Source organism: Streptomyces sp. NPDC029122, assembly GCF_055569445.1.
Genome location: NZ_JBVHWK010000024.1, coordinates 50,858 through 75,721, shown reverse-complemented (window position 1 = coordinate 75,721; position 24,864 = coordinate 50,858). Strand labels below are relative to the sequence as shown.

Here is a 24,864-nt window from a genome sequence, read left to right as displayed (position 1 = left end):
CCCGACCCGCGCTGGACGGCGGGCGGATGACCCTGGGCGGCGACCGGTACGACGGCAGGACGGCGGCACACACCGAGCCCGCTCCCACCTGCGCCGCGGCCCCCGCGCCGTTCGAAATCCGCTGGAAAACCCGGCGAAACCGGCCAGAGCGACACTTAACCAGTCGGTCACAGACCGTTCGTGATCACGCAACACCCCTGGGTCACAGTGGTCCGCATGACTGACCGTAACCCCGCCTTCCACGCCCAGCGCCCCCATCGTCACCACTGGCGCCGGGACCTCGTCGAACTCGCCGCCCTCTTCTGCGCCGTCGCGGTCGCCGACGGCATCGCGAACCTCGTCGTGCACGGCCCCGACGGCCCGGTCCTGCTCGTCGCATCGGCCGTCGCGCTCCTGGTCACGGCGGCCTTCCACACCTGGTGGGCGCGTCGGCACAGTCATGCGCCGCCCCCTGAGCGCAAGGCCGCCCCCGGTGCGCCCGCCCCGGTGCCGACGGCCTCCGCCGCCCCGGCGCTGTGGCGGATGCGGACCACGGTGCGCGACGAACCCGGCAGCCTGGCCGCGTTGTGCACCGCCCTCGCCCGCGAAGGCGTCGACATCCTGTCCCTGCAGACGCACCCCCTCCCCGAGGGCGGCACGGTCGACGAGTTCCTGCTGCGCTCCCCGCGCGAGCTGCCGTCCGCCGGTCTGAGCCGGGCCGTCTCCCAGGCCGGCGGCCGCAGCACCTGGATCGAGCGCGCCGACGCCCACGACCTGGTGGACGCCCCCACGCGGGTCCTCGGCCTGGCCACCCGCACCGCCCTGGACGCCGCCGAACTGCCCCTCGCGCTGCGCCACCTGCTCGGCCGCTGCACCATCCAGTCGATCCCCGCCACCACCCTCTCGGGCCGCCCCAACGCCGGCGCCGACGCCCCCGTCGAGGGCGTCCTGGAGTCCACGGTGATGCGGCTGCGCGACCCCTCGGGCGGCGCGATCACCGTGGAGCGGCCCTATCTGCCCTTCACCCCGACCGAGTTCGCCCGTGCCCGCGCCCTCGTGGAGCTCGACGCCCGCCTCGGGCCGCGGATCCCCCGGAGCCAGGACGTGCTGACCCTGCCCGAGGGCAACGAGATCACCGTGCGCCGCGCGGACGGCTCCGACCTGGAGGCCGCGCGCGCCATGCACGAGCGGTGCAGCGAGCGCACCCTCGGCCTGCGCTACCACGGTCCCGTCGCCGACGCCGACCGCTACCTCGGCCACCTGCTCAGCCCCCGCTTCGGCCGCACCCTCGCCGCGACCACCGCCTCCGGCAGGCTCGTCGCCCTCGGCCACCTGCTGTGGGACGGCGACGAGACCGAGGTGGCACTGCTCATCGAGGACGACTGGCAGCGCCGGGGCATCGGTTCGCAGCTGCTGCGCCGCCTCGTCGCGATGGCCGTCGAGGCCGGGTGCGACAGCGTGTACGCCGTCACCCAGGCCTCCAACACGGGGATGGTCGCGGCGATGCGCGGCCTCGGGCTGCCCCTCGACTACCAGATCGAGGACGGCACCTTGGTGATCACCGCGCGACTGGACGCCACCCCGGTCGTCTCCCGCCTGCCGTACGAAGTCCCGCGCGAGGAGCCCCGTACGGAACGCGGCACGGCCCCGGGCCCTGACCGGAGGTCGTAGGTCCCCGGCCGCCCCGCCGTCCGTCAGGAGGCCGGGCGGCTATGGTGATGACGCGGGGGCCCCGCGCATACGAAGATGTCCGCATGTCAGAGACCCTCCACACCGACAGCGCAGCGCGTCTGCCCCGCCAGGTCGCCGACGCCTACGTCGACGACCTCATCACCCTCGACCCGATCCAGGGCACCTACCTGGGCGTTGCCGCCAGCTCGGGCAAGCTGCCGGACTACTCCCCCGCCGGCCGTGCCGCGGTCGGCGAGCTCCTGCGCACCACCCTCGCCCGGCTGGACGCCGCCGAGCGGCTGCCCGGCGCCGGCACCGACGCGGAGCGCCGCTGCGCCCGGCTGCTGCGCGAGCGGCTGAGCGCCGAACTCGCGGTGCACGAGGCCGACGAGGACCTGCGGGCCGTGAGCAACATCCACTCCCCCGCGCACGCCGTCCGTGAGGTCTTCACCCTCACCCCGGCCGACACCGAGGAGGACTGGGCCGCGATCGCCGAGCGGCTGCGGGCCGTACCGGCCTGCTTCGCCGGCTACCGCGAGAGCCTCGCGCTCGGCCTGGAGCGCGGGCTGTACGGCAGCCCGCGTCCCGCCGCCACCTTCGTGGAGCAGCTCACCACCTGGGCCGGCCAGGACGGCGACGGTTCCCCGGACTTCTTCGGGGAGTTCGCCGCCGCCGGCCCCGAGTCCCTGCGCGCGGAGCTGGACGGGGCGGCGGCCGGTGCGACGGCCGCCGTGGCCGAACTGCGCGACTGGATGCGCGACGTGTACGTACCGGCCGTCGCGGACGTCCCGGACCCGGTGGGCCGCGAGCGCTACGCCCGCTGGTCGCGCTACTTCAACGGGACGGACCTGGACCTGGACGAGGCGTACGCCTACGGCTGGTCCGAGTACCACCGGCTGCTCGCCGAGATGAAGACCGAGGCCGCCAAGATCCTTCCGGGCTGCGTCGACCCGTGGGACGCCCTGCGGCACCTGGACGAGCACGGCACCCACATCGAGGGGGTCGAGGAGGTCCGCGACTGGCTGCAGGGCCTGATGGACGAGGCCATCGAGAACCTCGACGGCACCCACTTCGAACTCGCCGAGCGGGTCAAGCGGGTCGAGTCGATGATCGCCCCGCCGGGCGGCGCCGCGGCCCCCTACTACACCAATCCCTCCGAGGACTTCTCCCGCCCGGGCCGCACCTGGCTGCCGACCATGGGCCAGACCCGCTTCCCCGTGTACGACCTGGTCTCCACCTGGTACCACGAGGGCGTTCCGGGGCACCACCTCCAGCTCGCGCAGTGGACGCACGTCGCGGACCAGCTCTCCCGCTACCAGGCGAGCGTCGGGCTCGTCAGCGCCAACGCCGAGGGGTGGGCGCTGTACGCGGAGCGGCTGATGGACGAGCTGGGCTACCTCAAGGACGCCGAGCAGCGCCTGGGTTACCTGGACTGCCAGATGATGCGTGCCGCGCGCGTGATCGTGGACATCGGCATGCACCTCGGGCTGGAGATCCCGGCGGATTCGCCGTTCCACCCGGGCGAGCGCTGGACGGTCGGCCTGGCGCAGGAGTTCTTCGGCCTGCACAGCGGCCGGCCGGCGGACTTCGTCGAGAGCGAGCTGACCCGCTACCTGTCGATGCCGGGGCAGGCCATCGGCTACAAGCTGGGTGAGCGCGCCTGGCTGCTGGGCCGGGACAACGCCCGGGCCGCGCACGGCGACTCCTTCGACCTGAAGAAGTGGCACATGGCGGCGCTGTCGCAGGGATCGCTGGGCCTGGACGACCTGGTGGACGAGCTTTCGCGGCTCTGAGGCGCCGGTTCGCGCGCGGCGGCGGCCGCCCGCTCCTTCCGGGGGCGGGCGGCCCGCCGCCGTCGGTGCGGCTCAGCAGCCGCAGTCGTCGGAGTCGGTGGGAGCCGTCAGCGGGTCGGCCTCGGCGCGCTGCTGCGAGCCCTGCCAGGTGTCGACCTCGAAGCCCTCACGGATCCAGTACTCGATGCCGCCGAGCATCTCCTTGACCTGGAAGCCCAGTTCGGCCAGGGCGAGGGCGGAGCGGGTGCCGCCGTTGCAGCCCGGGCCCCAGCAGTAGGTGACCACGGGGACGTTCTTGTCGAGCAGCTTCTCCGCCTGCTCGGGAATCAGCGCGGTGGGGAGGTGGATGGCGCCGGGTACGTGGGCCTGGTCCCAGGAGGGGGTGGAGCGGGAGTCGATCAGCTGGAAGCCGAGGTCGGCGCCCTGCTCGCGGTGGGCCTTGAAGGCGGCGGCGACGTCCGAGACGTCCGCGTGGAAGGCCAGGCTCGCGGCGAAGTACGCGGCGGCGGCGGCCGGGCTTGCCGGGGGGACCCGGAGCACCGGGTTCGCGGGGGCGGGGGCGCTGGTCTGGGGCTGCGTCGTCGTCATGGCTCAAAACCTACGAACTGTTGATCAAGCCGGGAAGTGGTTTTCCCCTGCCTTTCCCTTGTTCCTCCGGGGATTCCCCTGCTAGACCTGCGCCATGACCGGTTATTCCCCCGACGCCACCGACTGGCGGATCCTCGCGGCCCTCCAACAGGACGGCCGCGCCAGTTTCACGGAGCTCGCCCGCGCCGTGTCGATGTCCGCGAGCGCCGTCACCGAGCGGATCCGCCGGCTGGAGGAGGCCGGGATCATCATCGGCTACACGGCCGTGGTCGACCACGAGAAGCTGGGCAAGGCCATCCTGGCGCTGGTACGGCTGCGCTATCCCCACGGCAACTACAAGCCGTTCCACGACTTCCTGGAGGCGACCTCCGAGATCCTGGAGGCCCACCACGTGACCGGGGACGACTGCTTCGTCCTCAAGGTGGCGGCCCGTTCGATGGCCCACCTGGAGGAGGTCACGGGCCGGATCGCCGGGCTCGGCCCGGTGACCACCAGCATCGTGTACTCGTCCCCGCTCGCCCGGCGACCGCTCAGTCCGTGACGCCCGCCGTGCGGTGGCGCACCACGGAGCCGCCGCGCTGTTTGACGATCTCCAGCTGGGCCTGGACCCGGGTGCGCAGGTCGCCGACGTGGCTGACGATGCCGACGCTGCGGTCCCGCTCGCGCAGCGAGTCCAGTACGTCGAGCACCTCGTCCAGGGACTGGTCGTCGAGGCTGCCGAAGCCCTCGTCGATGAAGAGGGTGTCCAGACGCATGCCGCCGGCCTCGTCGGTGACCACGTCGGCCAGTCCCAGGGCCAGGGCGAGGGAGGCGAAGAAGGTCTCGCCGCCCGAAAGGGTGGCGGTGTCGCGCTCGCTGCCGGTCCAGGCGTCCAGGACGTGCAGCCCGAGGCCGGAACGCCCGCGTCCACTCGCCCGCGCGTCGGAGTGCACGAGGGTGTAGCGGCCGCCGGACATGCGCAGGAGCCGTACGGTCGCGGCGGCGGCGACCTGCTCCAGCCGCGCGGCCAGGACGTACGCCTCCAGGCGCATCTTGCGCTCGTTGTCCGCGGAGGTGCCCGCGGTGAGCCCGGCCAGGCGGGCCACCCGCTCGTACGCCTCGCGCAGCGGGCCCAGCGCGCGCAGCTCCTGCTCCGCCTGGCGCGAGAGCCGGTCCAGCTCGGCGCAGCGCACCCGGGCCGCGTCGACGGCCGAGCCGGCGTGGCGCAGCCGGGTCGCGGCCCGCTCCTCGGCGGCCGCCGCGGCGGCCGGATCGGCGGGGGGCAGGGCGGCCGCCGCGGCGGTGTCCCGCTCGGCCCGCCGGTCGGCCAGCATCGCCTCCTCGGCCTGCCAGGCGTCCAGGCGGTGCTGGAGCGCGGTGCGTTCGTACTCCGGGAGCACGGCGTCGGCCGCCTGCTCGGTGGTGTCGAAACCGGCCTTGAAAGCGGCGTCGGCGAGCTGGTCGTCGGCCTCCTTCAGCCGGGCGGCGGTGGCCTCGGCACGGCGCAGCGCGGCGGCGGCCGTGGTCACCATCCGGATCCGGTCCTCGAGGGTGCGGGCGCGGGCGGCGACGCTGGGCGAGTCGGCCCGGACGAGGACCAGTTCGGCTTCGAGGGAGGCCTGCTCCTCGTCGAGGGCCTCGCGCCGGGAGGCCCGGGCGGCGGCGCGGCGTTCGGCTTCGAGCCGTTCGGCGCTGCGGGCGGCGTGCTCCCGCTCGGCGCGGGCGAGCCGCTCGCGGGCGGTGTGCAGTGCGGCCGCGTCCGCGTGGGCGGCGGCGTGGCGGGCACTCAGGTCGGCGGTGAGGTCCAGGAGTTCGGCGGTGGTGGCGTCCCCGGCCGCGGAGGCCGCCTCGGCCTGCGCCTCCCGGACGGCGGCGAGCCGGCGCTCGACGGCGGCCCTGCGCTCCTCGGCCTGCTCGAAGCGGGCGTGGGCGGCGTCCTCGGCGGCGCGGTCCACGTGCCCGGGCGCGGGGCGGGCCGGCGCGGGGTGCTCGGCGGACCCGCACACCGTGCAGGGTTCCCCCGGGGTCAGGGCCCCGGCGAGTTCGGCGGCGATGCCCCGCAGCCGGGCCTCCTTGAGCTCCAGCCAGGTCTCCCGGGCGGCGGACGACTCCTCGCGCGCCCGCAGCAGTTCGCCCGCGGCGGCTTCGGCGTCGGCGGCGAGGGCGTCTCGGCGCCGGGCGGCGGTGAGCTGCATCCGGGCGGGCTCCAGCCGCCCCGCGAGCTGCTCGGCGAGGGTGAGGGCCTGCTGCGCGGAGTCGACCCGCTCCTGGAGGGCGGCCCGGGTGGCCTCCCAGCGGGCGAGCCACTCGGCGGACTCCTGGTACCGCTCGTCGGCGTCCCGGGACTCCCGCTCCAGCGTGGCGCGCTCCCGGCCGATCTCGGCGCTGCGCTGTTCGGCCCGCTGGGCGGCGCCGGCCGCGCCGAGGTCCTCGCGCAGGCGCTGCTCGACGGCGGCGAGCTGTTCGGTGCCGGCTTCGGCGAGGCCCGGTGGGAGTTCGGCCCGGGCGACGGTTTCCGCGTGCGCGGCGGTGAGGTGGGCGGCGGCCGCGGCTCCGCGCAGTTCCAGGGCGGGGGCCACGAGGGCGCCCCGGCGGGCCCGGTCGAGCAGGGCCCGTACCCGCTCGCGCTCCGGTGCCGCCTGCGCCAGCAGGGCCGCCCGGCGGGCGGTTTCGGCGTGGCGGCGCTGGAGCCGGTCGAGTTCCCGCGCCTCCTCGGCGTCGCGCCGGGCGGCGGCGTGCCGTCCCTCGACGGCGGCGAGCGCGTACTCGGCGACGGTGAGCCGCTCGCGGGCGGAGCACCGGGCGACGGCCGCCCAGGCCCGGACGGCCTCGGCGAGGCCGGGGTCGCCGGGCTGGTGGCGGGGCAGCGGCCAGGCGCGCAGGTCGGCGCTGTCTCCGGCGGCCTGCGCGAGCCGCTGGGCGGCGGCGAGCACCTTCTCGTCGCCGGCCCGCACCCTGGCCTCGGCGGCGCGGCGGCGCTCGGCGAGGAGGGTCTCGACGGCGGCGAAGCGGCGGGTGTCGAAGAGCCGTCCGAGGAGCCGGCCGCGTGCTTCGGCCCCGGCCCGCAGGAACTGGGCGAACTCACCCTGCGGCAGCAGGACCACCTGGCAGAACTGTTCGCGGCTCATGCCGAGGAGCTGCTCGACCTCCTCGCCGATCTCCTGGTGGGAGCGGCTCAGGGCGGTCCAGCCGCCCCCGGTGTGCTCGCGGAGCCAGGACTGGGCCTTGTCCCTGGTGGTGCCGGTGCCGCGCTTCTTGGGGCGGTCCTGTTCGGGACGCCGGGTGATCTCCAGCCGGCGTCCGCCGACGGTGAGTTCGAGGGTGACCTCGGTGGGCGTGCCGGGGGCGGCGTGGTCGCTGCGCAGGGTGGTGCCGGGGGCCTGGCGGGAGCCTGGGACGGATCCGTAGAGGGCGTAGCAGACGGCGTCGAGGACGGAGGTCTTGCCGGCGCCGGTGGGGCCGTGCAGCAGGAAGATGCCGGCGCCGGAGAGGGCGTCGAAGTCGATGGTCTGGGGTTCGGCGAAGGGGCCGAAGGCGGTGATCCCGAGCCGGTGGAGCCTCATCGGCCGGCCTCCTGACGGCCCTCTTCGGCGCGTACGTCCTCGAAGGCGTCGCGCAGCACGGCCCGCTCGGCCTCGTCGGCGGTGCCGCCGCCGCGTACGTGGGCGACGAAGTCCTCGGCGATCTCCTGGTCGCTGCGGCCCTTGAGGCGCTGGGCGTAGGAGGCGGTGCCCTCCTCCTGGCGGTCCTCGGGGTCGAAGGCGAGGCTGAGGGTGTGCGGGAAGCGGGCGGCGAGCCGGGCCATGGGGTCTTCCGGCCGGGTGGGGTCGGTGAGGGTGGCCTCGATCCAGGAGTCCTCGTACGCGGTGTGCGCGGGGTCGTCGAGGAGGTCCTGGAGCCGTCCCCGCAGCCGGGCGAGCGGGCGGGGGACGGGCGTGTCGATCCGCTCGGCGGTGATCTCCCCGCCCGGGCCGAGGTCCACCAGCCACATGGTCTTGCGGTGGGCGGCCTCGGAGAAGGAGTAGGCGAGCGGGGAACCGGAGTAGCGGACGCGTTCGTTGATCGTCTGGCAGCCGTGGAGGTGGCCGAGGGCCGCGTAGTCGACCCCGTCGAAGACGGAGGCGGGTACGGCCTCGACCCCGCCGACGGCGATGTCGCGCTCGCTGTCGCTGGCCTGCCCGCCGGTGACGAAGGCGTGGGCGAGGACCACGGAGCGGGTGCCGGGGGCCCGGCCGGCCAGGTCGGCCCGGATCCGGTCCATGGCCGCGCCCAGCACCGCCTCGTGGCTGACCTTCTCGGCGGCGAAGGTGTCCTTGACCAGTGCCGGTTCCAGATAGGGCAGCCCGTAGAAGGCCACGTCGCCGTGTACGTCGGCCAGCACCACGGGGTCGGCGCAGCCGGCGGGGTCCGTCCTGAGGTGGATCCCGGCCCGGCCGATGAGTCCGGCGCCGACACCGAGGCGGCGGGCCGAGTCGTGGTTCCCGGAGATCATCACCGTCGGGACGCCGAGGTCGGCGAGCCGGTGCAGGGCCCGGTCGTAGAGTTCGACGGCGGGCAGCGGGGGCACGGCCCGGTCGTAGACGTCCCCGGCGACGAGGACGGCGTCGACCCGGTGCTCCTGGACGGCTTCGACGAGGTGGTCGACGAAGGCGGACTGGGCTCCGAGCATGTTCACGCGGTGGAAGGACCGGCCGAGGTGCCAGTCGGAGGTGTGCAGAAACTTCAAGATACCGCTCCGACCTGCACGTTTACCGCTCCTCCGGCTCCCCGACCAGCACCGAACCAGCAGGGTCGCCGTGGTACGCGCCCACCGCCCCGGGCCGGTCGGCGCCCGATCCATGACGGACCTCAGTCTGCCACCGGCATCCGGGGTCGGGGGACCGTGGAGGTCCGCGGGGATCCGGACCGTGGCATGTCCTCGCCACCGGGAGGCCTCCGGAAGCGACACGCCGCGCTGGGCGGTGTCCGGCAGATCATGGCCGGGCCTGGGCCCCTGCCCGGTGCCGCTTGGCGTAGGACCAGGTCACGGCCGTCATCAGGACCGGGATGGCGCACAGCGGGGCAAAGGTGAGGGCCCATACGGTCCGTGCCGTACCGCTTGACATGTACGTCTGGCTCTCGACGGTGAGGGCGACCACGAGCTGCCACAGTGCCACCAGGACCAGGAGGGCCGAGGCGGTCCAGGCCAGCGCGGCGAGGGTCCGGGGGCGCAGTGGCCGCCAGCGGTCGCTGACGAGGAGCAGCGGGAACAGGGCGGCCAGCTCCGCGATGACGGAAAGGGCGACCACGTACGCGATGCCCCAGCCCGGGATGCCGAAGACGTCGGCCAGGACCTGGTCGCTGTAGCCGACGTAGACACCGGATGCCATGGCGATGCGCCACAGACCGGACGGGAGGGCGCACAGGGCGATGGCGTGGGCGGCGCGGCGGGCCCAGGCGGGCGCGGGGGCGGCAGAGGCGGCGGAGAGCGGAGCGGGCGCTGTCGTCATGATCTCCATGCTGGCCGTGGACATGGCAGACGCGCATCGTCCACTACGGCGGACCGTCTCCACCGCGCGGCGGAGGGTTCACCCCGCTGACGTACGACCTGAGCGGGACGCACCCTCCGCCGAGGGAGGCCGGTCGGCCGCCGAAGCGGAGCGCGCTCCCCACTTCGACGTCCCCCGACGGGCTTCACGCGTGGCCCGGAGCAGCCGGTCCCGGCGAGCTCCGGAGGGTCGTCCGGTGCGGCCGGTCCGGCGTGCGAAGGGTGTTCCGGCCGCGTCGGCAAGGGGGCCGGGGGCGCGGCGGACGGCGGGTTCAGCCGTCGCCGTAGGCCTCGCCGCCGAGCTCGAAGCCGGCGGTCCCCGCGGTGACGTCGGCGAGCCAGGCCCGGAAGGCCTCGACGTCCGCCTCCGGGAGGCCGATCTCGATGGAGACGGCCTCGCCGTAGCGCACGTCCAGCACGGCGCGGCCGGTGGACCGCAGGTCGTTCTGGGTCTTGCCGGCCCGCTGGTGGTCGACGGTGACGGTGGCCAGCCGGTACCGGTGCCGGGTGACGGTGCCGAGGACGTCGAGCGCCTCGCCGACGACCCCGCCGTAGGCCCGGATGAGCCCGCCGGCCCCGAGCTTCACGCCGCCGTAGTACCGGGTGACCACGGCGACCGCGTACCGGATGTCGCGCCGGGTCAGCATCTGCAGCATGGGCACGCCGGCGGTGCCGCCGGGCTCACCGTCGTCGCTGGCCTTCTGGACGGAGGCGTCGGCGCCGATGACGTAGGCGTAGCAGTTGTGCGTGGCGGCGGGGTGCTCCTTGCGGACGCGCGCGATGAACTCCTGCGCCTCCCGCTCGGTGGCGGCGGGCGCGATCGAGCACAGGAACCGCGAGCGGTTGATCTCCGCCTCGTGCGTCCCTTCACGGGCCACCGTCACGTACTGGTCTGCCTTCACCGCTCCACCCTACGGGGAATCGGACAGGTGTCCCCGCCGTTGATCCTGCGGAACGGTCCGGTGGAACGACCCCAGCAGGAGGCGGCGCGCGTGTACGGCGACCAGGCGACCATCCGGAAGATCCTCACCGAGCTCGGTGACACCTGGGCCGTGGTGGGCCTGTCGAACAACGAGGACCGGGCCGCCTACGGGGTGGCGAAGGTGCTGCGGGGGTTCGGGAAGCGGGTGGTGCCGGTGCATCCGAAGGCGGAGACGGTGCACGGCGAGCCGGGGTACCCGTCGCTGGAGGCGATCCCGTTCAAGGTCGACGTGGTGGACGTCTTCGTGAACAGCGCGCTGGCCGGCCGGGTCGCCGACGACGCGGTCGCCGCAGGCGCCGAGGCCGTCTGGTTCCAGCTGAACGTGGTCGACGAGGCCGCCTTCGCACGCACCCGTGAGGCCGGGCTGGGCATGGTCATGGACCGCTGTCCGGCCATCGAGATCCCCGCCCTCTGACTCACTGGGCGCGGTGGGCACCGGTCCCCGGGACGGGCGGGATCGAGACCGCCATGGTCATCACCATCGGGGCGGTGCCCTCGTTGCGGTAGGCGTGCGGGAGGTCCGCCTCGAAGGAGACGGCGCCGCCCGCCGGGACCGCGTACCGGTCCTCGCCGAGGTCCAGGGTCAGCTCCCCGGCCGTGACGTGCAGCATCTCGAAGGTTCCGGCCGGGTGGGGGTCGGAGGCCGTGCCGTCTCCGGGCTCCAGGCGGTAGGTCCACATCTCCACCGGCCCGCGACGGTCGTCGCCGAGCAGCATGCGCGCCTCGCTGCCCTCCGGGCTCGACCACATGCGCACCCCCTTCCCCGGCGGCACGACGCGGGCCCGGGGCCCGCGCTCGTGGTCCAGGAGCGTGGTGATGCTGACCCCGAGGGCGTCGGCCAGTTTGACCGTGGTGCCGACGCTGGGGTTCGTACGGGCCTGCTCGATCTGGATGATCATGCCGCGGCTGACTCCCGCGCGGGCGGCCAGTGCGTCCAGCGTGAAGCCCCGTTCGCCGCGCCACCGCTTGAGGTTGCGGGCGAGCGCCTGGGTGAGCTCTTCGAGGTCAGACACCATTCCGTCCAATATTTTGGATGACACAGTCCAATAGACTGAACTAACCTGCGGTGTATTCGATGCTGCACTCCACCGTCCACCGCACTGTACTGCGAGGCCCCCTCCCATGACTGCCCTCTTCGCCCTGGCCACAGCCGTGCTGTGGGGACTCGCCGACTTCGGCGGAGGGCTGCTCACGCGGCGGATACCCGCGCTCACCGTGCTGGTGGTCTCGCAGCTCACCGCGGCCGTCGTGCTCGGCGCGCTCGTCCTCGGCACCGGTGCCTGGAGCGCGGCGGGGCCGCAGCTGTGGTTCGCGGTGGCCGCGGGTCTGGTCGGACCGGCGGCGATGATCGCCTTCTACAAGGCCCTGGCCCTCGGCCCGATGGGCGTGGTCTCCCCGCTCGGCTCCGTCGGCGTCGTCGTACCGGTCGGTGTGGGGCTGGCACTGGGCGAGCGGCCCGGCCTCGGCCAGTTCGCGGGGATCGCGGTGGCCGTCGTCGGCATCGTCCTGGCCGGCGGTCCCGAGCTGCGCGGCGCCCCCGTCCAGCGGCGGGCGGTGGTGCTGACGCTCGTCGCCGCCTTCGGCTTCGGCGCGGTCATGGCCCTGATCTCGGAGGCCTCCACCACCCTGACCGGGCTGTTCCTCGCCCTGTTCGTCCAGCGCGTCACCAACGTCGCCGTCGCCGGCGCCGCCCTGTTCGCACAGACCAGGCGCGGCGTCCCGGCACTGCCGGAGGGCACCGGCCCGCGCGTGCTGTGGAGCATGGCGCCCGCGCTGGCCTTCGTGGGCCTGGCCGACGTCGCGGCCAACGGCACCTACTCCCTGGCCGCCCAGGCCGGCCCGGTCACCGTGGCCGCCGTGATCTCCTCGCTGTACCCCGTGGTGACGGCGTTCGCCGCCTTCGTCGTGCTCAAGGAACGGCTGCGGAGCGTCCAGGCCGCCGGCGCGGGCCTGGCCCTCGCGGGTACGGTCCTGCTCGCGGCGGGCTGACGGCGCGCCCCGGAGCACACCCCCCGCCACGGGGCGACGGCCGCGGCCCGGCCGGGTCCCGGACCCCTCACGGGAGCAGCCGCTCCGGGGACGTCGCCCACCAGAACGTCAGCTGGGGCACCGTTTCCAGGCCCAGCGCTTCGCGCATCTTCGAGACGTGGGCCGTCACCGTGCGCTCGCTGAGACCCAGGTTCTCGCCGATCTGCCGGTGGCTGCGGCCGGCCACGATGCCCCGCAGGATCGTCCGCTGGAGCTTCGAGGTCTTGGTGTCGTCGTCCGTCCCCGGCGCACCCGCTCCTTCGCCGGGCACCCACGGGTCGGCCCGGTCCCACTGCTGCCGGAAGTGGGCGGCCAGCAAGGCGCACACCCCTCGGTCCTGGGTGTACCAGGCCGCTTCCTGCTGGACGGTGCCGTCCTCGCCGTAGACCTCGAAGAAGGCGTGTGCCCGGTCCACGATGATCAACCGCAGGAAGTCCTCCCCCAGGGTGCGCACCTGCGCGCCGGCGCGCGTCATGGTGGCGACCCACTCCCGCTGCGTCGGGTTGGTGCGCCCGCTGGTGCGGTAGATCGTCCGTACGGTCACCCCGCGCTGGGCCGCCTGCAGGTCCCTCGGCAGCGCGCCCTTGAGGACCTTGGGTTTCCGGTGGCCGGGCTGCGCGGTGAGGATCTCGTACTCGGCGGCCTGGATGGTGCGGATGGTCTCCGCGTTCACTTCCGGGACCGTGCGCAGCAGGAGCGTGCCGACGGGGCTGGGGCTGTGGTGGTACCGCTGCTGCTCGGCCTCGAGCTCCCGTACGTGGGCGGGGATGCCGGCCAGGGCCTCGGTGGCGCCGGTAAGGGCCCTCAGGACGGCCGCGGTGAGCTGGGTCTCCAGGTAGCGGGAGGGGGCGGGGACGTACGTGCCGGGTTGGTGGGTGTTCGCTAACAGGACCTCGCGCGCGAGGAGCGGGGCGAGGCCGGGCTCGTCATCGGGCAGCGTCTCCCCGCGCAGCGCCCTGCGGTAGGTCCGCAGTTCCACCTCGGTCAGACGGGAGGTGTCCGGGGCGGCGGTGGATATTTCCTGTTCCGTCATCAAATCCCTCTTCCTCTTGCTGAACTGCGGGTGGACGCAGTATCCCGAAGGTTGATTGCGGCCCTCACCCGATACAGCCTTGATCGCGTGCCACAGGGCCCGTGGCGCAGATATGGCCCCGCTGCCCGCATCGTCTGCGGGGGTCGGGCCGGCCAAGGGAGGAACGCCTTGATATCGATCAACATCCGGTCAACCGTCTCCGCCGTGCTGCTCGCGATCCTCGCGGTCATCGGACTCAGTGGTGTCGCGGCCAACGCGCCGGCCGGCACCAATTGGGGAATCGCAGCCACGGGAGAAGCGGAACAGCAGAACGACGCCACGGTCTCGTCTGCCGACTCGCTGATCCAGCCGCCGGACTCTGACTGGGGATGATCCTCCCGCGCTGAGGCGCACAGCACCCGGTGCAGCGGTCACCCCGCCCGCCGGGTGCTCCGTCGTTCCCGGGCGGCGCCCGGGCCGCCGCTCACGGGCGGCTTCACCGAACCCGGGCCGGAGCCGGCTCGGGACCGGGGCCGGGCCGGCACCGGGGCCGGAGCCGGAGCCGGGCCGGCACCGGGGCCGGAGCCGGGCCGGCACCGGGGCCGGAGCCGGGCCGGGACCGGGGCCGGAGACCTCCCGCCCGGTCCTCCGTGCCCGCGCCTGCCGGGCACCGTCTACGGGGACTGCTCGGCCTCCGCCAGCAGCGCCAGCCCGCGCAGCTGCTCGGGCGTCATCCCGTCGGGTATCGGCACCGGCGCCGGGGTGCGCAGCGGGGGCTGCCAGCCCGTCTCCGGCTCCCACCGCCGCACGATCCTGGCCGGGGCCCCCGCCACCACGGCGTGGTCGGGCACCTCGCCCCGTACGACGGCCCCCGCGGCCACCACGACGTTCCGGCCCAGCTTCGCGCCGGGCAGGATCACCGCCCCGGTGCCCAGCCAGCAGCCCGGCCCTATCTCCACGGGGGCGCTGCGGGGCCACTGCCGTCCGACGGGCTCGTGCGGGTCGTCGTAGCTGTGGTTGGTGGAGGTGATGTACACCCCGGGCCCGCAGAAGGTGTCGTCGCCGATGGCGATCCGGGCGTCGGCGATGACGTGGCTGCCCCGGCCGAGGACGACGCCGTTGCCGAGCACGAGCACCGGGTCCGCGCCGAGGTCGAGGTCCGGCATCATCCCGGCCGTCAGGGTGACCTGCTCGGCGATGATGCAGTGCGCGCCGAGCCGGATCCAGCGCTCTCCGAAGACGGTGCCCTGGGGGAAGGCGAGCCGGGTTCCCTCGCCTATCGCCCCGAAGCACAGCCGGCCCGGGTGCTGCGCGGTGACCGCCCCGGCCTGCTGCATCCAGCGCCAGCCGGCGTGCACGGCACGGCTGGCGATCCGGCGGCGCAGGGCCGCCAGGGATGAGAACGTGTTCTGGTTCTTCGGCACCCGGCCACGGTAGTGCGCCCCGCGCCGGACGTCCGGACCCGGCTCCTGTGATCTTCACCCCATCGCGGGGCGGCGGCGTCCCGTGCCCTACGGTGCAGTTGGCGCGGCATCCGGAAGCAGAGGGAAGTGACCATGAACCATCAGCCGAACCAGGCGGGCAAGGCGCACCAGGGGGCTCTCATCGCGGGCGTCGGCGACCGGAAGCCGTCGGTGGACCCGACGGCCTTCACCGCTCCGACCTCCGTCGTCGTCGGCGACGTCACGCTGGCCGCCGGGGCGAGCGTCTGGTACTCGGCGGTGCTCCGCGGCGACTGCGGCCCGATCACCCTGGGCGCGGACAGCAATGTGCAGGACAACTGCACGATCCATGTGGACCCCGGGTTCCCGGTGTCCATCGGCGAGCGCGTCTCGATCGGGCACAACGCGGTCGTGCACGGCTGCACGGTGGAGGACGACTGCCTGATCGGGATGGGCGCGACCGTGCTCAACGGCGCCGTGATCGGCGCGGGTTCGCTGGTGGCCGCGCAGGCCCTGGTTCCGCAGGGCATGGTCGTCCCGCCCGGTTCCCTGGTCGCCGGCGTCCCGGCCAAGGTGCGGCGGGAGCTGACCGAGGAGGAGCGCGAGGGGATCAGGGTGAACTCCGCGATGTACACGGAGCTGGCGGAGCAGCACCGCGCCTCGGTGATCTCCGGCGCCTGATCCCCGCCCGGCCGGGGGCCTCGGGTTCAGTCCGAGGCGCCCGCCGGGGCGGTGACGGGCTCCGGCGTCGGCGCCGCCTCGCGCGCCTCGGCCGCCGCCTTCTTCATCCGCCCGCGCAGCACCAGGGTCACGGTGAGCCCGATCAGCACGGCCAGGACCAGCGCCAGCCAGGAGAAGCGCTTGAGCCACGGCTCGGCGACGATGCCGACGGAGTAGATGACGGCGGTGGTGCCGCCGGCCCAGAGGATGCCGCCCAGGACGTTGGCGACGAGGAAGCGCCAGTACGGCATCTGCAGGACGCCCGCCAGTGGCCCGGCGAAGATCCGCAGCAGGGCGACGAAGCGCCCGAAGAAGACGGCCCACATGCCCCAGCGGTCGAAGGAGCGCTCGGCCATGGCCACCTGGTCGGGCCCGAAGTGCTTGGGGAACCGCCTGCCGAGCTTCTCCAGCAGCGGCTTGCCGCCGCGGCGGCCGATCGCGTATCCGATGGAGTCGCCGATGATCGCGCCCGCGATCGCGCACAGGCCGAGGACCACCGGGTCGATCTCCCCGTGCTGCGAGGCCAGCAGCGCGGAGCTGACGAGGACGATCTCGCCCGGGAGCGGGATGCCCAGGCTCTCCAGCCCGATGACCAGCCCCACCAGGAGATAGACACTGATCGCCGGAATTTCCTCCAGCCATTCCTGGATGTGCACCGGTACGTCCTCCCTCGTCGTCACCGGCGGGCCCCCGAGACACGCCGAACGGGCAGCCTATCCGCTCCGCGGGGCGGCCCTCGTCCATCGCGGGGGTTCTCGGGACGTACGGCCGGCGAACCCTCACGGCGTCCCGGTCCGGGCGCCTCGTTCCCGCGCCCCGGTACCGGCGTCCCGCTCCCCGCGCTCTCCCCGCCTCCCGGTTCCCGCCCCGGCCCGGCCCCGGACAGCACGGCGGGAGCGGCCCGCGCCGGACCGCTCCCGCCCCCACTGTGCCGCTCCCGGGCCCCGTTCACCGCGTGACGCGCTCGCGCGCCGCCGGGTTTCACCCGGGGAGGGGGCGGCCGGGGTGACGCTACGCGTTCGGGCGCAGGGTCCAGACGACCGTCATTTCCCCGGTCACGGCCTCGTCCTCGCGCTGGATGGCGATGGTGACGGGGAATTCGGGGCGGCCTCCCGCGTCGAGTTCGGCGACGACGTCGGCGGCCGGACGGCCGAGGGTGGCGGTGGCCGTGACCACGCCCTTGGCGAGCTTCTTGTAGCCGATCTCGGCCTTGACGGCCAGCGGCACGGCGCGCGAGAGCTGCTCGCCGAAGGCGGCCAGGACGATGGCGCCGCTCGCGGACTCGGCGAGGGTGAACATGGCGCCGGCGTGCGGGCCGCCGACGTGGTTGTGGAAGTCGGGCTGGTCCGGCAGCCGGACGACGGCGCGCTCCGGAGTGGTCTCCAGGAACTCGAGGTTCAGGGTGCGGGCCATCGGTACCGTCTGGGCGAGCAGTTCGCCCACGTTCATCTGTTCAGCGCTCATGGCAGCCGATGTTACCCACGAGTAGATGCGGTTGGCCATAGCCGGAAGGGGGGCGGACGTGGCCCCTGTCGGCGGCTCCCACTATGGTTACCGGCCATGTGGCCAGGACAGCAGCAGCCCGGGGGAGAGCAGAACCCCCAGAGCGCACACCAGAACCCGTACCAGCAGCAGCCGGGACAGCCGAACCCGTACCAGCAGCAGCCGCAGCCGGGATTCGGTGAGCAGCAGCCCGGCTACGGATACCCGCAGGCGGGCTACCAGACCCCGCCCCCGGTCCAGCCGTGGGGCAACACGCCCCCGCAGCAGCCGGCGCGGCCCTCGGGCGGCAGCCCCTTCTCCACGCGGACCGTGGCCATCGTCGCGGCCTCCGCGGTCGTGGTGACGGCGGCCGCCACCGCGGCCTTCGTACTGACCCGGGAGGACGAGGGCACGAACCTGGCCGACGACAAGCCGCCGGCCTCCTCCTCCGCGCCCGTCGCCCCGGTCGCGCCCCCCGCCCCCAGCGGCCCCAACCCGCGCGCCGGTGGCGACGTCAAGCCGGTGATCCCGGGCTGGAAGGTGGTCATCAACCCGAAGCACGGGACCGCCTTCGACGTCCCGCCGGAGTGGAACGTGCTGGGCGCCGGTGTGATCGCCGGCTTCGAGGACGACTCCAAGAACGACGGCTCCCCCCTCGTCACGTTCTCCGCGCCCGCCTACCTCAAGGAGGACTGGTGCAAGGTGGACTCCAACAAGGACGGACGCGAGGAGACCACCTCCCTGGCCGGTACCGGCACCAAGGGCGGCCAGGGCGCCAAGGACACCTCCGACGCCGCCCGCAACGAGGCCGGCACCTGGGTGTTCGCCGGGTACTCGCAGAAGCTCCCGAAGGAGAACGTCAAGATCTCCGAGACCAAGGAGTACACCACCTCCTCCGGCCTCAAGGGGCACGTGGCGACGGCGACCGTGAGCAACGTCCCGAAGGAGAACAAGTGCTCCTCGGACGGCAAGAGCATCGCCTTCAGCTTCAAGAACGCCAAGGGTGACTTCGCCAGCTGGGTCCTCTACAGCGCAGCCGGCGTCCCCGGCGAGGTCGACCAGGCCACCTACGAGAAGATCCTGAGCTCGGTCCGGCTCAGCGAGGGCTGACCCCGCGGGCCCGCCACCCCCGCACGATCCCCGGGCCGACGATCCGTTCACCGTTATTCCGTTTGGATTCTCGGCCCGGGGCGGGGGATAGTCCCGGGGTGAACCCGCGCCCCGCCCTCCGCAGCCCCCGCCGCCGGCCCGCCTGGGCCGGACGCAACTACAGCCTCCTGACGGGCGCCGCGGTCGTCACCAACCTCGGCAGCCACGGGGCGCTCATCGCCGCCTCCTTCGCGGTGCTCGAGGCCGGCGGGAGCGGCGCGGACGTCGGCCTCGTCGCCGCCGCCCGTACGCTGCCCCTCGTCCTCTTCCTCCTCGTCGGCGGAGCCCTCGCCGACCGGCTGCCGCGCCACCACGTGATGGTCGCGGCCAACGCCCTCAACTGCGTCTCGCAGGCCGCCTTCGCCGTGCTCGTCCTCGCCGGCGACCCGCGGCTGTGGCAGATGATGCTGCTCACCGCGCTGTGCGGCACGGGTACGGCCTTCTTCAACCCGGCCGCCGAGGGCATGCTCCTGTCCAGCGTCTCCGGCGAGCACTCCAACCGGGCCTTCGCGCTCTTCCGCATGGCGATGAACGGCGCCGGCATCGGCGGAGCGGCCCTCGGCGGCGCGCTGGTCGCCGCGATCGGTCCCGGCTGGGTGCTGGCCGTGGACGCGGCGGCCTTCGCGGTCGCGGGCGCCCTGCGCGCCTTCCTCGACGTCGGCCAGGTCGCGCAGCGGGCCCCCGGCGGCGGCCTGCTGGCCGACCTGCGCGAGGGCTGGGTGGAGTTCCGGACGCGGCCCTGGCTGTGGAGCATCGTGCTCCAGTTCTCCGTCGTCGTCGCCGTCGTCGGGGCCGCGGAGGCGGTGTACGGGCCCCTCGTCGCCCGCGACCGGCTGGGCGGGCCCGCGCCCTGGGGCGTGGCCCTGGCCTTCTTCGGCGCCGGCACCATCGCGGGAGCGGTCCTGATGATGATGTGGAAGCCGCGCCGCCTGCTGCTGGTCGGCACCCTGTGCGTGTTCCCGCTGGCGCTGCCCTCGGCGGCGCTGGCGGTACCGCTGCCGGTGTGGGGGCTGTGCGCGGTGATGTTCGTCAGCGGCGCCGCGATCGAGGTGTTCGGCGTCAACTGGATGACCACGATGCACCAGGAGATACCCGAGGAGAAGTTCTCCCGGGTCTCCGCCTACGACTGGTTCGGCTCCGTCTCCATGCTCCCGGTCGCCACCGCGCTGGCCGGCCCGGCCGAGGCCGCCTTCGGCCGCGCCCCGGCGCTGTGGGGCTGCGCGGGGCTGGTGGTCGCCGCCACCGCCCTGGTCCTGCTCGTCCCGGACGTCCGCCGGACCACCCGCAGGCCCCCGGCCGCGAAGGTCCCCGCCCCCGCCCCGGCGGAGACCGCCAGTCCCGCCGGGCTCACCCGAGGCTGAAGGCCCCCGCCGGGGGAGCCGGCGAGGACACCGCGTCCGCGTCGGCCACCGGACGCGCCCCGCGCATGAACCGGGCCAGCCCCTCGCCCGACTCCACCCGGGCGGGGAAGGCGTCGGCGGCGCACCGCCGGGCCAGCGCGGCCAGCGGCAGCGGGGCGTCCGAGGCCAGCAGCACCGCGTTGCCGAAGCGCCGCCCCCGCAGCACCCCGGGCTCGGCGATCAGCGCCAGCTCCGCGAAGGCGGCGGCGAAGTTGGCCAGCTGCGCCTTCAGGAAGCCGAACGGTGCCCCGTCGGCCAGGTTCGCCGCGTACAGCCCGCCGGGCCTCAGCACCCGCGCCGCCTGCCTCGCGTACTCCACCGAGGTCAGCTGGGCCGGCACCCGTGAGCCCCCGAACACGTCGGCCACCAGGACGTCGGCGCTCGCCCCCGGGGCGGCCTCCAGCCAGGCCCGCGCCTCGGCGGCGTGCACCGTCACCCGCGCCCCGGCGGCCAGCGGCAGGTGCCGCTCCACCAGCTCCACCAGGGCCGCGTCGAACTCGACGACGCCCTGCCGGGACCCCGGGCGCGTGGCCGCGGCGTACCGCGGGAGGGTGAGCGCGCCGCCGCCCAGGTGCAGGAGGTCCAGCGCGGCCCCCGGCTCCGCCGCGCAGTCCAGCACGTGCGCGAGGCGGCGTACGTACTCGAACTCCAGGTGCTCGGGCTCGTCGAGGTCGACGTAGGACTGGGGCGCCCCGTCGACGGTGAGCAACCAGGCCCGCTCCCGGTCCACGTCCGGCATCAGCTTGGCGGTGCCCTGGCCCACTTCCCGGATCACCGGGATCTGTTCGTCGCTCACCCCACCATTGTCAGGCCGACCAGACGGCCGCCGCGTCGGCGGTGTGCGCGGCGGCCTGCGCGAGCCCGGCGCGGGCGGCCGGGTCCCGCCGCGCGGGGTCCAGGACGTTGCGCCCGAAGGCCTTGCGGGCCTGCGGGGACGGGGTGATGAGCAGCACCCGGGCGCCGCCCGCCCGCAGCCGGGCCGCCTGGGAGGCGGGTGAGGGGACCAGGGCGGAGCCGAGGGAGATCGGCGCGAGGATCACCACCCGTGCGTACCCGGCCGCGAGGTCGGCGTTGGTCGCCGAGCGGACCCCGCCGTCGATGAAGCGGCGCCCGCAGACCGTCACCGGCGGCCACACGCCCGGTACGGCGCAGCTCGCGGCGACGGCGTCGACGAGCCCGGCCCCGCTCTCCCGGTCGAAGTCGGCCGGGGCCCCGCTGAGCGCGTCGACGGCGGTGACGACGAGCCGGCGCTCGGGCCACTCGTGCGAGGCGAGCCGGGCCGCCAGCACCTCGCGCCGCTCGGCCTCCGCGCCGGTGGCGGCGGCCAGCGCGAAGGCGCCGACCCGGCGCCGGTAGGCGGCGGAGTCCCGGGAGCGCGCCATCGCGAGGGCGTAGCGGGCGAGGACCCCGGCGCCCAGCCGGGCGGGGCGTTCCCCGCCGGGGTGGCCGAGCTGGCGCTCGTACAGTTCCCGGGCGGTGAGGCCCGCGGTGAGCTGGGCACCCACCACGGATCCGGCCGAGGTGCCGACGACCAGGTCGGCGGTGGTGAGGTCCACGCCCGCCCGGGCGAGCCCGTAGAGGATCCCGGACTCCCAGCCGACGCCGGTCAGGCCCCCGCCGCCGAGCACCAATGCCGTTCCGCCGCCCATGTCGGCCCCCTGTTCCCTCGTTCCCGCACGCCGGTGGTGACGGCAGTCTGACGCAACCGGACCGCCGTCACCACGGCGGGGGCGGGTCCGTGGTCAGCCGAGCACGGCCGTGACCGTGCCCGCGCCGACCGTGCGGCCGCCCTCGCGGACGGCGAAGCCGAGACCCGCCTCCAGGGGCACGTCCCGGCCCAGCTCGACGGTCATCTCGACCGTCTCCCCGGGACGGGCGACGGCGGCCGCGCCCAGGTCCACGTCGCCGACCACGTCGGCGGTGCGGACGTAGAACTGCGGCCGGTAGCCGGTCGCGACGGGTGTCGTACGCCCGCCCTCGCGGGCGGAGAGCACGTACACCCGCGCGGTGAAGCGCCGGCTCGGCACCACGCTCCCGGGCGCCGCGACCACGTGCCCGCGGCGCACCTCGTGGCGGTGCACCCCGCGCAGCAGCAGCGCGACGTTGTCCCCGGCCTCGGCGGACTCCATCGGCTTGCCGAAGGTCTCCAGCCCGGTGACGACCACGTGCTCCAGCGGCCCGTCGTCGCCCCCGAGGACGGTGACCCGGTCGCCGGGCCGGACGGTGCCGCGCTCGACGGCGCCGGTCACGACGGTGCCCCGGCCGGTGATGGTCAGGACGTTCTCGACCGGCAGCAGGAACGGCGCGTCCGTGTACCGCACCGGCATCGGCACGTACGTGTCGACCGCGTCCAGCAGCGCCTCGATCGCCCCGGTCCATTGCGGGTCGCCCTCCAGCGCGCGCAGCCCGGAGACCCGTACGACCGGCGCGGTGTCCCCGCCGTAGCCGTGCGCGGAGAGCAGGTCGCGGACCTCCAGCTCGACCAGGTCGGTGAGCTCGGGGTCACCGGCGTCGGCCTTGTTGAGGGCCACCACGATGTGGTCCACGCCGACCTGGCGGGCGAGCAGGACGTGCTCGGCGGTCTGGGGCATGACCCCGTCGAGGGCGGAGACGACGAGGATCGCCCCGTCGAGCTGGGCCGCGCCCGTGACCATGTTCTTGACGTAGTCGGCGTGGCCGGGCATGTCGACGTGGGCGTAGTGCCGGGTGTCCGTCTCGTACTCGACGTGCGTGAGGTTGATGGTGATGCCGCGGCGGGCCTCCTCGGGGGCCCGGTCGATGCGGTCGAACGGCACGAAGGAGGCGCCGCCGCGCCCGGCGAGGACCTTGGTGATGGCGGCGGTGAGGGTGGTCTTGCCGTGGTCGACGTGGCCCATGGTGCCGATGTTGAGGTGCGGCTTGGTGCGGGTGAAGGCCGTCTTGGCCATGATCTCTTTCCCGTGGCTCGAAGCTGGTCGGGACCCCTGGATTCAGCCGACCCTCCCCCTGCGGGGTCCGCCGGACGATCCGGGAAGGGTCAGCTTCGTGCGCCGTCGAACGCGGCGAAGGCGAATGCCTCGAAGGCCGCGGAGGCGGTGAGTGCCTCCGACGCGGAGAAGAGGAGGACGGCAGCCTTCGGCGCGTCCGCGACTGCGGACGGCGCTGCGGGGAAGGCGTACCGGGACATGCACCAGATCCTGCCGGACCGCCGGGGCCGCGTCGAACGAATTACGGTCGCGACGGGCGGGGGGCGGGTGGAGGCGGTGCCGGGGGCAATGCCGCGGCGGTCCGGTATGAGGCCTGGATTACGGCGCCGCGTCATGGGGGTCGGTTACTCTCCCCGGGTGTCCCTCCTCCTCGCGCCGGTGGCCCGGCTGTCGCTGCTCGCCGTGCTGCTGGTCGCGGCCGGGGCCTGCGTACTGCTCTACGAGCCCCAGCGGCTGCTGTCGCAGGGCTGGCCGCCGGGGCTCCCGGTGGGTACGGGGGTGCTGCTGTTCGCGGGCGCGTACGGCGCGTGCACGGCCGCCTTCGTGCCCCGGCCGCTGCTGAACCTCGCCGCGGGGGCGGTCTTCGGGTCCCAGTTCGGGCTGGTGGCCGCCGTCGGCGGCACCGTGGTCGGTGCGGGGCTCGCCTTCGGCCTGGGCCGGGCCCTGGGGCAGGAGGCGTTGCGTCCGCACCTGCGCGGGCGCTGGCTGGAGGCGGCCGACGGCCAGCTGAGCCGGCACGGCTTCCGCTCCGTGCTGGCGGTCCGCGTCTTTCCCGGGGTGCCCTTCGCCGCGGCCAACTACCTCGCGGCCGTCTCCCGTTGCGGCTGGCTTCCCTTCCTCCTCGCGACGGCGCTCGGGACGGTCCCCAACACCGCCGCGTACGTGATCGCCGGAGCAAGCGCCTCCTCCCCCGGATCGCCCGCGTTCCTGGTGTCGTTCGGGTTCATCGCCCTGTCCGGAGCGGTCGCGGCGGCGGTCGCCTGGCGCAAGCGGCACCGGCTGGCACCCGCCGGCGTGTCCCGGCCCGCGCCCGCACACCCCCCAGTGGTCACGGCGGCTCCCCACGGGCCCTAGCATCGGACCCGAACTGCCCGACGATCACAAGGACGAGCGCACCCCGACATGAGCTGGTTCGAATCCCTAATCCTCGGTCTCGTCCAGGGGCTTACGGAGTTCCTCCCGATCTCCTCCAGCGCGCACCTGCGGCTGACCGCGGCTTTCGCCGGCTGGCACGATCCGGGTGCCGCCTTCACGGCCATCACCCAGATCGGCACCGAGGCCGCCGTGCTGATCTACTTCCGCAAGGACATCGCGCGGATCATCTCCACCTGGTTCCGCTCCCTGTACACCAAGGCGCTGCGTTCCGAACAGGACGCCAAGATGGGCTGGCTGGTCATCGTCGGCTCGATCCCCATCGGCGTCCTGGGCGTCACGTTCAAGGACCAGATCACCGGCCCGGCCCGCGACCTGCGGCTGACGGCGACCACCCTCATCGTGATGGGCCTCGTCCTCGGCTTCGCCGACTGGCTGGCCTCCCGCGACGAGGAGGGCGGCCGGCACCGGGTGGTCAAGCAGCGCAAGACGCTCCGGGAACTGGGGGTCAAGGACGGGCTGATCTTCGGCCTGTGCCAGGCGATGGCGCTGATCCCGGGCGTCTCCCGGTCCGGTGCCACGATCTCGGGCGGTCTGCTGCTGGGCTTCACCCGCGAGGCGGCGGCCCGGTACTCCTTCCTCCTGGCCATCCCGGCCGTGCTGGCCTCCGGCGCGTTCGAGATCAAGGACGTCGTGGAGAACCCCGGGCACATCTCCTGGGGGCCGACGATCTTCGCCACGGTGATCGCCTTCTTCGTCGGCTACGCCGTCATCGCGTGGTTCATGAAGTTCATCTCCACCAAGAGCTTCATGCCCTTCGTCATCTACCGGATCCTGCTCGGCATCGCGTTGTTCGCGCTCATCGGGATGGGCGTGCTCAGCCCGCACGCGGGTGAGTCGGGCTCCTGATCCGGCCGTGACCCCTGGCCCATGGCCGGAAGTCGACGTGGGGGGGGGGGGGGGGGGGGGGTAGGGGGGGGGGGGAGGGGGGGGGTGGGGGGGGGGGGGGGAGGGGGGGGGAAGGGGGGGGGGGGGGGGGGGGGGGGGGGGGGGA

Annotated in this window: 25 protein-coding genes; 11 read left to right on the top strand and 14 right to left on the bottom strand. The window is 74.3% G+C overall.

Annotated features, from left to right (window positions below):
* The first annotated feature begins 216 nt into the window (after positions 1 to 216).
* Both ACZ4WZ_RS25215 and ACZ4WZ_RS25210 read left to right on the top strand, forming a co-directional pair.
* Positions 217 to 1,650, top strand: coding sequence for a GNAT family N-acetyltransferase (locus ACZ4WZ_RS25215; protein WP_467893634.1), 1,434 nt, complete (start codon positions 217 to 219; stop codon positions 1,648 to 1,650).
* Positions 1,651 to 1,733: 83 nt separating this feature from the next.
* The gene (locus ACZ4WZ_RS25210) at positions 1,734 to 3,443 is read left to right on the top strand and encodes a DUF885 domain-containing protein (RefSeq protein ID WP_467893632.1); all 1,710 of its coding nucleotides are present in this window, start codon (positions 1,734 to 1,736) and stop codon (positions 3,441 to 3,443) included.
* Between the two features lie 72 nt (positions 3,444 to 3,515).
* Here the strand turns inward: ACZ4WZ_RS25210 and ACZ4WZ_RS25205 are convergent, their stop codons facing one another.
* Positions 3,516 to 4,031, bottom strand: coding sequence for a rhodanese-like domain-containing protein (locus ACZ4WZ_RS25205; RefSeq protein ID WP_467893631.1), 516 nt, complete (start codon positions 4,029 to 4,031; stop codon positions 3,516 to 3,518).
* Between the two features lie 94 nt (positions 4,032 to 4,125).
* Here ACZ4WZ_RS25205 and ACZ4WZ_RS25200 point away from each other — a divergent pair, with 94 nt between their 5' ends.
* Positions 4,126 to 4,572: an Lrp/AsnC family transcriptional regulator gene (locus ACZ4WZ_RS25200; protein WP_467893629.1), complete on the top strand. Its 447-nt coding sequence runs from the start codon at positions 4,126 to 4,128 to the stop codon at positions 4,570 to 4,572.
* Here ACZ4WZ_RS25200 and ACZ4WZ_RS25195 read toward each other — a convergent pair.
* From ACZ4WZ_RS25195 to ACZ4WZ_RS25180, 4 genes are all read right to left on the bottom strand, one after another.
* The gene (locus ACZ4WZ_RS25195; protein ID WP_467893627.1) at positions 4,562 to 7,573 is read right to left on the bottom strand and encodes an AAA family ATPase; all 3,012 of its coding nucleotides are present in this window, start codon (positions 7,571 to 7,573) and stop codon (positions 4,562 to 4,564) included. The two genes, ACZ4WZ_RS25200 and ACZ4WZ_RS25195, sit on opposite strands and share 11 nt — an antisense overlap.
* On the bottom strand, positions 7,570 to 8,736 hold the full coding sequence (locus tag ACZ4WZ_RS25190) for an exonuclease SbcCD subunit D (protein WP_467893626.1): 1,167 nt from the start codon (positions 8,734 to 8,736) through the stop codon (positions 7,570 to 7,572). Before ACZ4WZ_RS25190 ends, ACZ4WZ_RS25195 begins: the two co-directional genes overlap by 4 nt.
* Positions 8,737 to 8,983: 247 nt before the next feature.
* On the bottom strand, positions 8,984 to 9,508 hold the full coding sequence (locus tag ACZ4WZ_RS25185) for a hypothetical protein (RefSeq protein WP_467893733.1): 525 nt from the start codon (positions 9,506 to 9,508) through the stop codon (positions 8,984 to 8,986).
* A 301-nt stretch (positions 9,509 to 9,809) separates the two neighbouring features.
* Positions 9,810 to 10,439 carry a YigZ family protein gene (locus tag ACZ4WZ_RS25180; RefSeq protein ID WP_467893624.1) on the bottom strand — a complete coding sequence of 210 codons (630 nt, stop codon included), beginning with the start codon at positions 10,437 to 10,439 and terminating at the stop codon, positions 9,810 to 9,812.
* 90 nt (positions 10,440 to 10,529) lie between these two features.
* On the opposite strand from ACZ4WZ_RS25180, the gene ACZ4WZ_RS25175 reads away from it, so the two are divergent.
* Positions 10,530 to 10,934, top strand: a complete 405-nt coding sequence (locus ACZ4WZ_RS25175) for a CoA-binding protein (RefSeq protein WP_467893731.1) — start codon at positions 10,530 to 10,532, stop codon at positions 10,932 to 10,934.
* A gap of 1 nt (position 10,935) precedes the next feature.
* Here the strand turns inward: ACZ4WZ_RS25175 and ACZ4WZ_RS25170 are convergent, their stop codons facing one another.
* On the bottom strand, positions 10,936 to 11,532 hold the full coding sequence (locus ACZ4WZ_RS25170) for a helix-turn-helix domain-containing protein (RefSeq protein ID WP_467893729.1): 597 nt from the start codon (positions 11,530 to 11,532) through the stop codon (positions 10,936 to 10,938).
* Positions 11,533 to 11,641: 109 nt separating this feature from the next.
* On the opposite strand from ACZ4WZ_RS25170, the gene ACZ4WZ_RS25165 reads away from it, so the two are divergent.
* Complete coding sequence (locus ACZ4WZ_RS25165) at positions 11,642 to 12,508, top strand: EamA family transporter (protein WP_467893623.1); 867 nt, start codon at positions 11,642 to 11,644, stop codon at positions 12,506 to 12,508.
* A gap of 67 nt (positions 12,509 to 12,575) precedes the next feature.
* Here ACZ4WZ_RS25165 and ACZ4WZ_RS25160 read toward each other — a convergent pair whose 3' ends face one another.
* Positions 12,576 to 13,580: a LuxR C-terminal-related transcriptional regulator gene (locus ACZ4WZ_RS25160; RefSeq protein WP_467893622.1), complete on the bottom strand. Its 1,005-nt coding sequence runs from the start codon at positions 13,578 to 13,580 to the stop codon at positions 12,576 to 12,578.
* A gap of 168 nt (positions 13,581 to 13,748) precedes the next feature.
* On the opposite strand from ACZ4WZ_RS25160, the gene ACZ4WZ_RS25155 reads away from it, so the two are divergent.
* The gene (locus ACZ4WZ_RS25155) at positions 13,749 to 13,952 is read left to right on the top strand and encodes a hypothetical protein (RefSeq protein WP_467893620.1); all 204 of its coding nucleotides are present in this window, start codon (positions 13,749 to 13,751) and stop codon (positions 13,950 to 13,952) included.
* Between the two features lie 281 nt (positions 13,953 to 14,233).
* Here ACZ4WZ_RS25155 and ACZ4WZ_RS25150 read toward each other — a convergent pair whose 3' ends face one another.
* Positions 14,234 to 14,983, bottom strand: coding sequence for an acyltransferase (locus ACZ4WZ_RS25150; protein ID WP_467893618.1), 750 nt, complete (start codon positions 14,981 to 14,983; stop codon positions 14,234 to 14,236).
* A gap of 132 nt (positions 14,984 to 15,115) precedes the next feature.
* On the opposite strand from ACZ4WZ_RS25150, the gene ACZ4WZ_RS25145 reads away from it, so the two are divergent.
* A complete protein-coding gene (locus tag ACZ4WZ_RS25145) occupies positions 15,116 to 15,682 on the top strand; it encodes a gamma carbonic anhydrase family protein (protein ID WP_467893616.1) in 567 nt (188 codons plus the stop codon).
* 26 nt (positions 15,683 to 15,708) lie between these two features.
* Here the strand turns inward: ACZ4WZ_RS25145 and ACZ4WZ_RS25140 are convergent, their stop codons facing one another.
* Complete coding sequence (locus ACZ4WZ_RS25140; RefSeq protein WP_467893727.1) at positions 15,709 to 16,377, bottom strand: DedA family protein; 669 nt, start codon at positions 16,375 to 16,377, stop codon at positions 15,709 to 15,711.
* A gap of 355 nt (positions 16,378 to 16,732) precedes the next feature.
* Positions 16,733 to 17,170, bottom strand: coding sequence for a DUF4442 domain-containing protein (locus ACZ4WZ_RS25135; RefSeq protein WP_388937504.1), 438 nt, complete (start codon positions 17,168 to 17,170; stop codon positions 16,733 to 16,735).
* A 111-nt stretch (positions 17,171 to 17,281) separates the two neighbouring features.
* On the opposite strand from ACZ4WZ_RS25135, the gene ACZ4WZ_RS25130 reads away from it, so the two are divergent.
* Together ACZ4WZ_RS25130 and ACZ4WZ_RS25125 are read left to right on the top strand one after the other, a co-directional pair.
* On the top strand, positions 17,282 to 18,313 hold the full coding sequence (locus ACZ4WZ_RS25130; protein ID WP_467893615.1) for a DUF8017 domain-containing protein: 1,032 nt from the start codon (positions 17,282 to 17,284) through the stop codon (positions 18,311 to 18,313).
* Between the two features lie 98 nt (positions 18,314 to 18,411).
* Positions 18,412 to 19,713 carry an MFS transporter gene (locus ACZ4WZ_RS25125; RefSeq protein WP_467893613.1) on the top strand — a complete coding sequence of 434 codons (1,302 nt, stop codon included), beginning with the start codon at positions 18,412 to 18,414 and terminating at the stop codon, positions 19,711 to 19,713.
* On the opposite strand, the gene ACZ4WZ_RS25120 is transcribed toward ACZ4WZ_RS25125, so the two are convergent.
* From ACZ4WZ_RS25120 to ACZ4WZ_RS25105, 4 genes are all read right to left on the bottom strand, one after another.
* Entirely contained in the window at positions 19,700 to 20,491 is a 792-nt protein-coding gene (locus tag ACZ4WZ_RS25120) for a spermidine synthase (RefSeq protein ID WP_467893725.1), read from the bottom strand. The two genes, ACZ4WZ_RS25125 and ACZ4WZ_RS25120, sit on opposite strands and share 14 nt — an antisense overlap.
* 67 nt (positions 20,492 to 20,558) lie before the next feature.
* A complete protein-coding gene (locus ACZ4WZ_RS25115; RefSeq protein WP_467893611.1) occupies positions 20,559 to 21,401 on the bottom strand; it encodes a patatin-like phospholipase family protein in 843 nt (280 codons plus the stop codon).
* A 93-nt stretch (positions 21,402 to 21,494) separates the two neighbouring features.
* A complete protein-coding gene (gene tuf, locus ACZ4WZ_RS25110) occupies positions 21,495 to 22,679 on the bottom strand; it encodes an elongation factor Tu (protein WP_467893609.1) in 1,185 nt (394 codons plus the stop codon).
* Positions 22,680 to 22,768: 89 nt separating this feature from the next.
* A complete protein-coding gene (locus ACZ4WZ_RS25105) occupies positions 22,769 to 22,918 on the bottom strand; it encodes a hypothetical protein (RefSeq protein WP_467893607.1) in 150 nt (49 codons plus the stop codon).
* 106 nt (positions 22,919 to 23,024) lie between these two features.
* Here ACZ4WZ_RS25105 and ACZ4WZ_RS25100 point away from each other — a divergent pair, with 106 nt between their 5' ends.
* Positions 23,025 to 23,792: a TVP38/TMEM64 family protein gene (locus ACZ4WZ_RS25100; protein ID WP_467893605.1), complete on the top strand. Its 768-nt coding sequence runs from the start codon at positions 23,025 to 23,027 to the stop codon at positions 23,790 to 23,792.
* A gap of 48 nt (positions 23,793 to 23,840) precedes the next feature.
* Positions 23,841 to 24,719, top strand: coding sequence for an undecaprenyl-diphosphate phosphatase (locus ACZ4WZ_RS25095; protein WP_467893603.1), 879 nt, complete (start codon positions 23,841 to 23,843; stop codon positions 24,717 to 24,719).
* The last annotated feature ends 145 nt before the right edge of the window (positions 24,720 to 24,864 follow it).